The sequence below is a fragment of the Thermostichus sp. OS-CIW-30 genome (genome assembly GCF_054060215.1).
In genome coordinates, this window is record NZ_JBSSCZ010000035.1 from 16,242 (window position 1) to 29,119 (window position 12,878).

Genomic DNA, 12,878 nt, shown 5'->3' on the forward strand with positions numbered 1-12,878 from the left:
CCCTGGCCTCTCGCATGGCCAGATGCCTCTCTGAAGAACGCCTTGCCCCTCAACCGACGCTGGGGCTGCCTCTTTGGGAAGGGATCCCGACAAATCTCCGGACTGGCAGGAATCGACCCAGGGCCATGGGCAAACGGTAGAATGAGACGATTAATTGCAGGATCCCAGCCTCCGATGGCCCCACTGAGCAGCGGTGAGCCTCCCTATGACATTCTTATTCTCTCAAACGGCCCTGGAGAGCTGACCACCTGGGTGCGTCCGGTGGTGATGGAATTGCGCCAGCAACTGCCTCAGGCACGCCTCTCCCTGGTGCTGTCCCCCTGCCCCCATGCTTCCGGGCAAGAGATGAAGATAGCGCAAGCGTTCGTCGACGTGGATCGGGTGCAGGATCCCGATTTTTTTCTGGCTTTTTTGCTTACCGGCCAAACCGAAGAAGCCTGGGATTGGGCCAAGCGAGGGGTGGTGCTGTTTCTGGGGGGGGATCAGTTTTTTGCCGTCTGGATTGCTCGCCGCTTGCGCTATCGGCTGGTGGTCTATGCTGAGCATCAACCCCGTTGGCGGCCTTGGGTACATGCTTTCGCCGTGCGAACCGAGGCAATCAAACGCCGCTACGATGGCGGACGGCTGCTGGGCCACCCTTGGGCCCACAAAATGCACGTTGTCGGGGATTTGATGGCGGATGGCGTAGCCAGCGCTGTCTATTTGCCGGGGGTGCCCCTTTCCGGCTGGCTTGGCAGCAGATCTCCTGCCGCTGCCTCCAAACCCACGGCAGGCTTTTCTTCCCCAACCCAAGCCTTTGGCCTGCTCCAAGATGCATCTCCCAGCTCCATCGGCGAGGGGGAGCCTGTAAGAACTGCGCCAGAGAGAGTGGGGAACCGCTTCACCGATCGCGTAAGCGGGCCGGAGGCCTTTGAAGAATTGCTACCGCGCGGCTGGCAGCGTCTGAGCGATGAGAACCGCACCCACTATCAGGTGGGGCTGCTCCCAGGCTCCAAGCCAGCCAAGCTCTCCTTGGGGGTGCCATTGGTGTTGGCTGTGGCCGATGAGCTGCGACAGATGCTGCCGAATGTCCGCTTTGTGATCCCGGTGGCCCCAGGACAAACCCCCCAGTCGTTGGCAGCCTATGCCCATCCCAAGCTCAATCCCGATATGGCTTTGATCTATGGCACCTCAGCCATTCTGGAGCAGACCAATCTGGGATCCCAGTTTGTTACCCCCTTTGGCAGCACGGTGCAATTGTGGACAAGCTTCCCTGCCTATTCTGTGCTGGCCAACTGTGATCTCTGTCTGACCACCATTGGCGCCAACACCGCCGAGCTGGCCTATTTGGGGGTGCCGATGGTTGTGGTGATCCCTACCAACAAGCTGGAGGCAATGCGCGCCTGGGATGGGATTCTTGGCCTGTTGACCCGCCTTCCAGGCTTGGGCACTTGGCTGGCCCGCGCCGTCAACAGAATTGCTCTGCGTTGGCTAGGTCACTTGGCTTGGCCGAACATCTGGGCAGGGCGAGAGGTGGTACCGGAGTTGCGGGGCCACTTGCGCCCGGTGGCCGTGGCCGCACAAATGCGAGTTCTGTTGGAAGATCCCCAGCGCCGTCAGCAAATGCAGACAGAACTGCAGCGGCTGGGGGGAAGGCCGGGAGCCGCGCAAGCCATTGGAGAACTGGTGGCTCAGCAGTTGAGTAAAGGCTAGGGCAGAAGGCAATTTGCTTGAGCTCGACCCAGTGGAGAGTTGCGCGAGGAGCTCCCTTGGCGCGATTGGAGATCTCTCCTTGCTGCCGGCAAAAAGTGCTAAAAGGGGAGTGGAGGTTCCTAAACGGAGACCATTCATGCTGACGGAGGCCGAGCAGTCGGCGGTGGAAAGCCCCAAAACGGGGATTCCTCCTAGCGATCCGGAGCCAAAACTGGGGTTCTGGCAGCAATTTTGGGAGGATGTTGATTGTGTCTTCGATCGGGATCCGGCAGCACGCAATCGCTGGGAGGTCATCTTCACTTATCCCGGTGTGCATGCTCTGTTTTTGCACCGCATCGCCCACTGGCTGTGGAAACGGCGCTGGTTTTTCCTAGCGCGGCTGCTCAGCTTCTTGGCTCGTTCTTTCACATTGATTGAAATCCACCCGGCAGCCAAGATTGGGCGGCGCTTTTTCATTGACCACGGCTGTGGGGTGGTGATCGGTGAGACGGCAGAAATTGGCGATGATGTTACCCTCTACCACGGGGTCACCTTGGGGGGTACTTCCTGGAGCAAGGGCAAACGTCATCCCACCCTGGAAAACGGGGTGATTGTCGGCACGGGGGCAAAGATTCTGGGGCCGGTTCGCATTGGGGAAAAAGCTCGTATCGGAGCCAACGCGGTCGTGATTCAGGATGTAGCTCCCGGCATGACGGTGGTTGGGATCCCAGGCCGTGCGGTCATCCCGCCCCATCAGCGCCGCATCCCCGCCCATGGCATTGACCTGGATCACCATCTCATGCCTGACCCAGTGGGACGGGCTATCGAACAGTTGCTGCACCGTATCCAAGATCTGGAAGCCCAGGTGGCCCGCCTTAACCGGGAGCGGGAACAGGTCCGGCAGGATCAGGTGAGAGGCGAAGCAGAATATTCCTGATCCGTCCTGCTGATGCGAACGATCTGAAGATTTGTCTGAACCAGGTGGCTGGACAAGAGGGTCCAGCTTTCGGGGTATGCTGTGAGAGCGCTGGGCTGGGTATCCCGGCCAGCTTTTTCCTCTGGGCCCTTCTCTACTGGATAACGCCTCCAATGCCCCTTGCTACTGCGCAACGCTGTCGCGAACAGGATTCTGTACCGTTGGCTTTGTTGAGTGTATCCGACAAAACCGGACTGATCCCGCTGGCCCAGTCCCTCGTGCAAGAGCATGGCTTTCAACTGCTCAGCAGTGGGGGAACCGCCAAGGCGCTCTCAGAAGCTGGGATCCCGGTCACCCCTGTCTCTGCCCACACTGGCGCGCCGGAAATCTTGGGGGGAAGGGTGAAGACGCTGCACCCCCGCATCCACGGCGGCATTTTGGCCCGCCTGGAATGCAGCGAAGACCGGGCAGACCTAGAGGCGCTGGGGATCCCTCCCATCCAACTGGTGGTGGTCAACTTCTACCCTTTTGAACAGACAGTGGCCCAGGCAGGAGTGTCTCTGGAGGAAGCTTTTGAGCAGATCGATATCGGCGGGCCCACTTTGGCGCGGGCGGCAGCCAAAAATTATCCCTACGTTACGGTGCTGACGGATCCCAGCCAATACCCTCGGTATTTGCAACTGCTCTCCGGGGCCTATGGGGAAACAGAGCGGCTGGCGTTTCGCTTCCAGTGTGCTCGTCGGGCCTTTGAGCAGGTGCTGGCCTACGACCGCGCCATCGTCACCTACCTGGCTCGCCTGGAGCTAGCAGGTCCCTCCCAGTCCTCCGCAGCTGCCGCTGAAGACAGGTTTCAACTGCAAGGGATCCTGTGGCAACGCCTGCGCTACGGGGAAAATCCCCATCAAGCTGCCACTTGGTATGTGACGGATCCGGCTGCCCCCGGCTGGCACCGGGCTAAGCAGTTGCAGGGGAAGGAGCTGAGCTACAACAACCTGCTGGATCTGGAGGCGGCCCGTGCCCTGGCGGCAGAGTTAACCTTGTTACTCCGCAATGCTGATGCGACGCGGCCCACTGACGGGAAGGGCTCTGTGTCTTCTGGCTCTGCTCGGAGGGAGTTCTTGCAACCTGAACAAGCGGTGGCGGTGGTGGTTAAGCACAACAACCCCTGCGGGGTGGCCATTCGCCCATCGCCGGCTGCCGCCCTCGAGGCTGCCCTGGCTGCTGATCCAGTTTCGGCCTTTGGGGGCATCGTCGCCCTCAACCAACCCTTGGACGCAGAGACCGCCCGACGGCTGGTGGAGCCTTTTTTGGAGTGTGTGGTGGCTCCCGATTGCACTCCAGAAGCGGCTGAGCTACTGTCAGTCAAAAAGAACTTGCGGGTCTTGATCTTGCCGGACTTGTGTGTGGGGCCTGCCCAAACAATCCGCACCCTGGCCGGGGGCTTTCTGGTGCAAGACGCCGATTCACCTGTTGCTCTGCAACGCTGTCGCGACCAGGAACCGACGCAAACCGACAGCCCCCCTTCTTGGCAAGTGGTCACCCAGCGCCAGCCCACACCGGAGGAGTGGGCGGATCTGGAATTTGCCTGGATAGTCTGCAAACATGTGAAATCCAACGCCATTGTCGTCGCCAAGCAGAGGCAGACGCTCGGCGTCGGAGCCGGACAAATGAATCGGGTGGGAGCAGCGGAGATCGCTCTCCAGCAGGCGGGATCCCAAGCAGCAGGAGCTGTTTTGGCCAGCGATGGCTTCTTCCCCTTTGCCGACAGCGTGGAGATGGCTGCCCAAGCAGGGATCCGCGCCATCATCCAGCCGGGGGGGAGCATCCGCGATGCCGATTCCATTGCTGCTGCCAACGCTGCCGGTATTGCCATGGTTTGCACCGGCATACGTCACTTTCTGCACTGAGCCCGCCTTTCTGCTCAAGAGAGAAATCTTCCCAAGAGAGACAAAGAGTAGGGAGTATCCTCAACTTTAGGGCAACCCCCAAGCTCTGGCCCGCTCTGCCAGCCAGCCCTCAGCCCGCAAATTCTCCAATTCTCGGCGCACCCGCAGCCGCAATTCGGCGTGCTGCAGCCCCTTGGGCATGGCAATGCCCAGCCCCACCGTTGCCAAGGGGGATCCCAGAAATTGAAACTGTTGCTCCGCAGCGCTTTCGCGACGGGGATGCTCTGCTAGCCACCCTGCCAGCACCGAGCGATCTGCTGCCCACCCCTGCACCGCCCCTTTCAGGAGCAGTTCCGCCCCTTCTCGGTAGGAATCGACAGGCACCAACTCCACCCCTGGCAGGTATCGATTCAGCAGGGGAATGGCGCTGGAACCGCGCAAGACTGCAACGCGACCGCCCCGCAAGTCCGACCAGCTTTCCCAGTTGTGGGAACGAGCCACAACCAAGCTGGGGCCATCCTGATAGTAAGCAGAAGTGAACTCCACCTGGCGCGCCCGATCCGGGGTAATGCCGATCTGAGCAATGGCCAAATCCACCTGGCCGTCAGCCAGCACCTGCAGCCGCTCTACATTCGAGACCGGCACCAACTCCACAGCCTCTGCCGAGCCCAACAGCCGGGATCCCAGCTCACAAGCCAGCTCGATCTCAAACCCCTGCAGATCCCCTTGGGGAGTGCGAAACCCCAGCGGCCTCAAGTTGTCTTTTACGGCAACGCGCAGCCGTCCAGAATCCACAATCTCCGGCCAAGGACGAGCCACAGTAGGGATCCCTCTCCCCAGGCAGGCGAGGGCCAGAATGGCTGCCAGGAAGGACTTCTGGATAGCCGTCGGAACCTCCTCAGGAGGCGCGAGACTGGCGCGCTGCCTCCACCACCTGGGTAAAGGCCTCTGGATCCAGGAAAGCCAAGCGGGCCAACATTTTGCGGTTGAGCTGGATATTGGCTTTTTTGAGACCATCGATGAACTCGTGGTAACGCAGGCCCTGGGCACGGGTGGCCGCGTTGATGCGGGTAATCCATAGGCGACGAAAATCCCGCTTCTTGCGGCGGCGATCCCGGTAGGCGCTGCGCAAAGCCTTCATCACCTGCTGGTTGGCGGTGCGGAACAGCTTTGAACCAGCTCCCCGAAAGCCTTTGGCCAGCTTGAGGATCTTTTTGCGGCGCTTGCGGGCGACATTGCCCCGTTTGACTCTCATGGCAGTAACTCAATAGGAACTTGAACAAACTCAAACTGAAGGGTAGAAGCACTCCGTCCTGCTAACGGGATCGGAACTGCTGTCGCCAATGCCAGCCCCTGAAATCTTCTTGCCGGCGCGAGCGGGATCCCGGCTAGTGGGTGTTGGGCAACATCAGGCGCACATTGACCACATCCCGCTTGTCCACCAGGGCCACACCGGCCAATTTGCGTTTGCGCTTGCTGGTTTTGTGCTCCAGCAAGTGGTTGTGCCCGGCCCTGCGACGCATAAACTTGCCGCTGCCGGTCAGGCGGAAGCGCTTGGCTGCTGCCTTGCGGGTTTTGATTTTGGGCATGATGACAACCCCAGAATATGCGGGGCCAGAGCTAAAGGTCACAGCTTTCTAGGATAAGCCATAGAAGAACAAGAGGGCAAATGCCAAGGTTCGTCCCGCTGAGGCAAGGGAAAGGGGTCGAGAAACTCTCAGGAGACTGAGTTTTGAGGCTCCAGCAGCAGCACTTGCCAGCGCAGCAAGCGTTGCAGTTGCTCAAAGCTCAGGGGGCACTCTAGGCCAGCCTGGATCTCTTGGACGGTGCGGATCCCGTCCACCTGTTGGAGAAAGGCGAAGGCTTCTTCGCTCAGGGAGATGGCTTCGTAAGCATAGTTGAAAATGCTCCGCCCCGGCCACAGGCCCAGACAGGGGCTGAGGTGGGCAATGGTTGATGCTACACTTTCCGGGCTTGTCCATTCCCAGCAGCGGATGGGGGGCTTGCCGAGAAACAGCTCGTAGTGGGCTACCACCGGATCCAGCAGCTCGATCAGGCGATAGCGTTCCGGTTCCGGCAGCTGAGCCGCCTGAGCCAGCAGGGCCTCGTCCTGGCCCAACACCCGTTCCAGCCGCCAAAACTCCGGGTTGGAAAAGCGCAGAAACTGCAGTCCGGAAGCCCGGATTAATTCAAACAGAGTCTCGATGGTGTAGTCCACTTCCTGGGGGTGCAGGTACATATCGGCGAAGCATTCGTCGTCCACGTTCTCGATGGCCCAGCGGGCCCGTTCTTGCTGCTGGATGCGGTTGGTTTCCGGCAAGATCTCGAAAAGGCGGCGGCCCACCTGGAGACCCCTCTGCAATTGCTCCGCCGAGGCAAGGGTCTGGTGTTCAGAACCCGTTACCAGCAGGCGGATGGCCTTTTGCATGAGGCGGATTTCGTGGCGGCCCAGCTCACCATACACAAACAGGTGCAAGAGCCCGCCGGGAGCCAATTTGCCGGCCAAAGCCTGCAGCCCCGCTAGCGGATCGGGCAGGTGGTGGAGCACGCCCACGCAGTTGATGAAGTCAAACTGCCCCGGCAGCTGGTCGATGTCGTAGACGTTGAGCTGGCGAAACTGCACCGGCGGTGCCTGGGAAGCCCGACAACGGGCCTCGGCGATTTCCAGGGCGCGGCTGCTCAGATCAAAGGCCCAGATTTCTGCGTTGGGGTTTTGGTGGGCAATGTATTCCGTTCCCACTCCCGAGCCACAGCCGGCATCCAGAATGCGCACCTTGCGCCGACCCGGATGGGATCCCGTACAAAAGGCATGGGCCTGGGGCCAGCTCCAGCGCCAATTCCACCCTGGCGGGGGAACAGTGCCGACGGGCTGCGGGGGGAAGGGGTAGAGCTCGTAGAGCTGCCGCACTTGGTTGAGGACTTGTTCGGCGCTGGGGGAGTTGGGCTGCATGGGCTATCTGTTGGCTGGCTCGGTTACCAGCAAGACTATAGTGACAATATCCCTCCTAAAGCTCCTGCTGGGCCCACTGTCATGAAAGTGCTCCGCACTGCCAGCGCAAAAACTTCTTCTCATCCTCTGCAAACTGGCCTCACCTTCGACTGGATCAGGCTGACGGCTGAGCTCAAAAAGATTCTGGATCCCCAGCGGGTGATCAGCAAGCCGGAGGAGCTGCTGGTTTACGAATGCGATGGGCTGGTCAGCTACCGGCAAAGGCCGGCGCTGGTGGTGCTGCCCCGCACAACAGAAGAGGTGGCGCAGGTGGTGAAGCTGTGCAGCCGCTACGGGGTGCCCTTCGTGGCGCGGGGATCCGGTACGGGCCTCTCAGGGGGAGCCCTGCCGGTGGAAAATAGCGTCGTCATCGCCACCACCCTGATGAAGCAGATCCTGGAAATCGACCTGGACAACCGCTGCATGGTGGTGCAGCCGGGGGTTATTAACACTTGGATTACCCAGGCCGTGGCCGCCCAAGGCTACTTTTATGCGCCGGATCCCTCTAGCCAGTCGGTTTGCTCCATCGGAGGTAATGTGGCGGAGAACTCCGGCGGTGTCCACTGCCTCAAGTACGGCGTAACAGCCAACCACATTCTCGGCCTGACGGTGGTGCTGCCGGATGGGGAGGTGGTGTGCTGGGGAGGCAAGATCTCGGAGATGCCCGGCTACGACTGGGTGGGGCTGTTTGTGGGATCCGAGGGCACCCTGGGCATTGCCACCGAGATTACCCTGCGCTTGCTCAAGGCCCCGGCTCAAGTGCAGGTTTTGCTGGCAGACTTTGACAGTGTGGAAGCGGCGGGATCCACCGTCTCCGACATCATTGCTGCCGGGATCATCCCCGCCGGCCTGGAGATTATGGACAACTTCAGCATCAATGCCGTGGAGGATGTGGTGCAGTTGGGCTACTATCCGCGGGATGCGGCGGCCATTTTGTTGGTGGAGGTGGATGGGCTGGAACTGGAGGTGGAAGAAGCCAGCCAACAGGTGAGGGCGCTGTGCTTCAAAAATGGGGCGCGACAGGTGCAAGTCGCATCCGACCCGGAAGAGCGGGCGCGGGTGTGGAAAGGACGTAAGGCAGCATTTGCCGCCATGGGCAAGCTCAGCCCCAACTACTATGTTCAGGATGGGGTGATCCCCCGCAGCCAGCTAGCCTTTGTCTTGAAGGAAATCGAGCGCCTCAGCCGTGAGTACGGTTATCCGGTGGCCAATGTGTTTCACGCTGGCGACGGCAATCTGCACCCCTTGATCCTCTACGACGAGTCGGTGCCGGGATCCCTGGAGCAGGTGGAGAAACTGGGGGGCGAGATCCTTAAGCTCTGCGTGCGCTTGGGGGGCAGCATCTCCGGCGAACATGGCATCGGAGCAGACAAACGCTGCTACATGCCGGAAATGTTTACGCCTGCGGATCTGGAGAGCATGCAATGGGTGCGGCAGGTGTTCGACCCCCAGCACATCGCCAACCCCGGCAAGATCTTTCCCACCCCCCGCACCTGCGGTGAGTCAGCCCACGCCCACAGCCAACCAGAATGGCAAGGGATCCCAGTCTTTTGATTTTGAAAGTTTGAAGGTGCTCCGAACCGCTGGCGTGATGGGAATAGCCCTCAGGCTGGGATCAGCCGGCTTGGCGTTGCTGCTGCAGCTCGGCAAAGGCTCGACAGAAGTCTTCCTGTTGGATGACCAGGGTTTTGGCATCCACCGTCTCGGAAGTGGCGCGGTGGCGGCGGATGGCGGCAATGGCGGCGCGGTTGCTGAGCAGGGCCAGGTCGGCACCACTCCAACCTTCGGTCTGCTCGGCCCACCCCTGTAAGTCCACATCAGGCCCCAGGGGACGCTTGCGGTTGTGAACGGCCAAAATTTCCCGTCGCCCGCTGCGATCCGGCAGCTCCACGCTCAGGTGCAGCTCCAACCTGCCGGCCCGGGTGAGGGCGGGATCCAAACTGGCCTTGCGGTTGGTGGCGGCCACCACCAATACCCCTTGGCTGGGGCGGATCCCATCCAGCTCTGCCAGCAGCTGCCCCAGAACGCGGTCGCTGACCCCACTATCCCCGGAGTAGCTTCCCCGCGCCGGGGCGAGGGTGTCGATCTCGTCGATGAAGATGACACAGGGGGCGCATTGGCGGGCGCGGGCAAAAAGTTCCCGTACCGCCTGCTCGGAGGATCCCACCCATTTGCTCAAGAGCTCCGGGCCGGAGACGGCAATGAAGTTAGCCTTGGCCTGGGAAGCGATGGCTTTGGCCAACAGGGTTTTGCCAGTGCCAGGGGGGCCGCTGAGGAGGATGCCCTTGGGCGCTTGGGCCTGAGCCTGCTCGTACAACTCAGGGTGCAGCAGGGATCCCTCGATGGCCTCTTGCAAAATCTGCTTGGCGTGCTCCAGGCCGCCAATTTGATCCCAGCTCACCTGCGGGGATTCAATCTCCACCGAGCGCAGCACCGCCGGCTTCACCTGTTGCAGAGCCTGTTGAAAATCCGCTGCGGTTACCGTCAGGGACTCGGGGATGGGGGATCCCAAATCGGGCACCTGCCGCCGCAAAGCCGCATAGGCTGCTGCCTGGCACAGGCCCCGCAGATCTGCCCCCACAAAGCCCAGCGTCTGATCCGCCAGGCTGTCCAGATCCACATCCTCCGCCAAGGGCATGCCGCGGGTGTGGATGGCCAGGATCTCCCGCCGCCCCTCCCGGTCCGGCACCTTGAAGATCACCTCCCGATCAAAGCGCCCCGGTCGCCGCAGAGCCGGATCCAGAGCCTCGGGCCGGTTGGTGGCTGCCAGCACCACGATCCCCTTTTGGGCCACAAACCCGTCCATCAGCCCCAGCATCTGGGCCACCAGGCGTTTTTCCACCTCCCCCTCGACGGTGGCGCGGTTGGGCACTAGGGCATCGATTTCGTCAATAAACACCAGACAGGGAGCCGATTTGGCTGCCTTTTCAAACAGTTGCCGCAGGCGCGCCTCCGCCTCGCCGTAGTACTTGCCGATCAGCTCCGGGCCGACAATGGCGATGTAGTTCACCCCCAGGCTCTCGGCCAGGGCGCGGGCCGTCAGGGTTTTGCCGGTGCCGGGGGGGCCTACCAACAACACGCCGCGGGGCGGATCCAACCCCAGCTTGGCCAGCAGATCGGGCCGCTTGAGGGGGATCTCCACCATCTCCCGCAGCGCTTGGAGCTGTTCCCTCAGTCCCCCCACATCCTTGAGGCGTGGCCCAGCCCAAGACTCTGGGCGGTCGGCAGAAGTTGCTGGCGGGTCGGGCACAGCGGCCTTGGACGGTTCCTGGAAGCGAACCGCAGACATCACTTGGGGCTCGCTGCTCCAGGGGGGATCCCCCGTTTGGGCAGGGCTGCGGCGGCGGGGGATGGAGCCGGAAGGGGGAATAGAACTGCCCAGAGGACGGGCCTGGATGCGGACTTCGGTTCGCAGCTCTCCACTTTGCTTTTTCTCGTCCAGCTTCTGAGCCAGCTCGATCAACTGCTCAATGCCCTGTACAAAGTCACTTAAATTGGCCATAGCCGGGATTTTCCATCCACACAAGTTATCTGCAAATTGACCCGCCAGAGGTGCTAACTCATCCCCTGCCTGGCCAGCTCAGGTGAGGAGAGTTCCACGGCTAGATGCTCAGTATGATACCCTTCACTGCGGCTGCCGTCGGTGTTGGGCAAGGAGAATCTGCTCTCGGATCCAGCCCAGCCAGGGCTCCAGCCCGTCACCCGTCTTGGCAGAAAGACAAAAAATCGGCACAGAAGGGTTGATCTCGCGGATATTGGCCTGGATCCGATCCAAATCCACCTCCAACACAGGAACCAGATCCACTTTGGTGATCAGCAGACAATCCGCCTCTCGAAACATGATTGGGTACTTGAGAGGCTTGTCTTCCCCTTCTGTGACGCTGAGTAGTGCTACCTTGGCGTGTTCCCCCACCTCAAACTCCGCCGGGCAGACCAAGTTGCCGACATTTTCCACCAGCAGCAAATCCAGTTGTTGGGGATCCAGCAGTGCTTCCAATTGCTGCAAGCCCCCGGCCACCATGGCCGCATCCAAATGACAGGCCCGCCCCGTGTTGATGGCAATCACCGGGATCCCGTAGCGACGCAACCGCTCCGCGTCCAGTTGGGTCGTCATGTCTCCCTCGATCACCGCCAGGCGCAGCGAGCCGGCAAGAGCGACCACGGTTTTCTCCAGCAAAGACGTCTTACCCGCCCCCGGCGCGCTCATGAGGTTCAGACAGGTTACTGATACATTTACGCTGAACACTGCTGAACATCACTGTTCAACTATGCAGCGATAGCATTCTGTTTGTTTCCAAACAGAATGGCGGTATCCCGCAAAGCTTTGAGTAGAATACCCAAAGCGCAGTTTCCGTGTCGTCTTACTACCAATTTTCTGCTTTGCTTTGGCTACCATGTTGGCAGACTCGAAAGTAAACAGAAAGATCAACTGGTAGTAATCCGTACTGAACATATTATACATTATTTTCAGTATAGTTGAGCTTATTATTGACTAGAGTCATGCTCCCCAGGCATCAAAATGCTCCCGGTTGTGGTCGGCCTGGTGTTGATTGGCGTGGAGCAGGTTAATCCCCAGATCCAAGACTTGGTGCATGGCACAACCCGTGTTGCGGTTGAGGAGAAAACGCTCTAGCTGCGGAAAGAGCTGGATTCGGCCACCGTAGGGGTGGGAGAAGGGCCGACGGAGAGTTTACGCACCTCGGAGCAGAAAGAAGCCATGCTGAAGCCACCGAACCGCTTGACAGTGCTGGCCCGCAGGCGCAAGTTGGGGCTGGCAAACCAAATGCGCTCTTCCGACTCAGTCATCTCATACTGGGTGTAAAGGGTAAGGGCGCCATCGGATCCCATGACATAGGTACCGGCCACCGGTACTTTCTCAGCGTAGCCCTGATCCCGCAGCAACTGCCCGCGCATGGGATCGGTCTCATCGGGGATAGGTACCAGCACCACGTCTCCCTTGTACTCTTCGTTGTCCCACTCCTGCTCGCCATCCCACCGCACCCGCGCTGCTCCCACAGCTCGTCGGGGATCCACCCTGAACAACTCGCAAACCCGGATGACTGCTGGATCGGTTGCCGCAAGGGTGGCAATTTGTAGCCGCGACCTCCCACCCTCAGAGCGGCGAAAAGCCAAGTGATGGCTGGTGCGTTGGCACATCCACTCCCCAGCACTGAGGGCGAAAAACTCCATTACGGTCATCATGGCCGACGCGGATCCTCATCGATGGAACAGGGTTTGCCGATCTTAGCTTGCAGAGCAACTCAACGATTTAGCTAACGGTGGTGCGGGGGCAATCAGTCCTGCACTCTACCCGCAGGGTGAGCACCGGGATACAGGGATCCCCACCATACCCCTGAGCGAAATCTGTAGCAAAACCTACTTATGCTGGTGTAACCTACAAGCACCGGATTGATCC

At 60.4% G+C, this 12,878-nt stretch carries 11 protein-coding genes; 4 read left to right on the forward strand and 7 right to left on the reverse strand.

The genetic code is table 11. From position 1 onward, the window contains the following. The first annotated feature begins 174 nt into the window (after positions 1–174). The 3 genes from ACVWZF_RS13160 to purH all read left to right on the forward strand — a co-directional run bounded on the left by ACVWZF_RS13160 (position 175) and on the right by purH (position 4,494). Positions 175–1,692 carry a glycosyltransferase family protein gene (locus ACVWZF_RS13160; RefSeq protein ID WP_414387984.1) on the forward strand — a complete coding sequence of 506 codons (1,518 nt, stop codon included), beginning with the start codon at positions 175–177 and terminating at the stop codon, positions 1,690–1,692. A gap of 136 nt (positions 1,693–1,828) precedes the next feature. After that, a complete protein-coding gene (gene cysE / locus ACVWZF_RS13165) occupies positions 1,829–2,608 on the forward strand; it encodes a serine O-acetyltransferase (protein ID WP_011434391.1) in 780 nt (259 codons plus the stop codon). Between the two features lie 152 nt (positions 2,609–2,760). Further along, positions 2,761–4,494 carry a bifunctional phosphoribosylaminoimidazolecarboxamide formyltransferase/IMP cyclohydrolase gene (gene purH, locus ACVWZF_RS13170; RefSeq protein ID WP_011434390.1) on the forward strand — a complete coding sequence of 578 codons (1,734 nt, stop codon included), beginning with the start codon at positions 2,761–2,763 and terminating at the stop codon, positions 4,492–4,494. Positions 4,495–4,560: 66 nt separating this feature from the next. On the opposite strand, the gene ACVWZF_RS13175 is transcribed toward purH, so the two are convergent. The 4 genes from ACVWZF_RS13175 to ACVWZF_RS13190 form a co-directional block, all read right to left on the reverse strand. Further along, positions 4,561–5,292 carry a transporter substrate-binding domain-containing protein gene (locus tag ACVWZF_RS13175; protein WP_041436884.1) on the reverse strand — a complete coding sequence of 244 codons (732 nt, stop codon included), beginning with the start codon at positions 5,290–5,292 and terminating at the stop codon, positions 4,561–4,563. Positions 5,293–5,371: 79 nt separating this feature from the next. Continuing rightward, positions 5,372–5,728, reverse strand: coding sequence for a 50S ribosomal protein L20 (gene rplT, locus ACVWZF_RS13180; protein WP_011434388.1), 357 nt, complete (start codon positions 5,726–5,728; stop codon positions 5,372–5,374). 133 nt (positions 5,729–5,861) lie between these two features. After that, the gene (gene rpmI / locus ACVWZF_RS13185; RefSeq protein WP_011434387.1) at positions 5,862–6,062 is read right to left on the reverse strand and encodes a 50S ribosomal protein L35; all 201 of its coding nucleotides are present in this window, start codon (positions 6,060–6,062) and stop codon (positions 5,862–5,864) included. A gap of 128 nt (positions 6,063–6,190) precedes the next feature. Next, positions 6,191–7,423 (reverse strand): class I SAM-dependent methyltransferase, encoded by a 1,233-nt coding sequence (locus ACVWZF_RS13190; RefSeq protein ID WP_011434386.1) that lies wholly within the window; start codon positions 7,421–7,423, stop codon positions 6,191–6,193. A gap of 81 nt (positions 7,424–7,504) precedes the next feature. On the opposite strand from ACVWZF_RS13190, the gene glcD reads away from it, so the two are divergent. Then, entirely contained in the window at positions 7,505–9,016 is a 1,512-nt protein-coding gene (glcD, locus tag ACVWZF_RS13195; RefSeq protein WP_238376820.1) for a glycolate oxidase subunit GlcD, read from the forward strand. Between the two features lie 61 nt (positions 9,017–9,077). On the opposite strand, the gene ACVWZF_RS13200 is transcribed toward glcD, so the two are convergent. The 3 genes from ACVWZF_RS13200 to ACVWZF_RS13210 form a co-directional block, all read right to left on the reverse strand. Beyond that, complete coding sequence (locus tag ACVWZF_RS13200; protein WP_011434384.1) at positions 9,078–10,964, reverse strand: AAA family ATPase; 1,887 nt, start codon at positions 10,962–10,964, stop codon at positions 9,078–9,080. Positions 10,965–11,087: 123 nt separating this feature from the next. After that, complete coding sequence (gene hypB, locus ACVWZF_RS13205) at positions 11,088–11,708, reverse strand: hydrogenase nickel incorporation protein HypB (RefSeq protein ID WP_011434383.1); 621 nt, start codon at positions 11,706–11,708, stop codon at positions 11,088–11,090. 383 nt (positions 11,709–12,091) lie between these two features. Then, on the reverse strand, positions 12,092–12,661 hold the full coding sequence (locus ACVWZF_RS13210) for a phycobiliprotein lyase (RefSeq protein WP_011434381.1): 570 nt from the start codon (positions 12,659–12,661) through the stop codon (positions 12,092–12,094). Between the last annotated feature and the right edge of the window lie 217 nt (positions 12,662–12,878).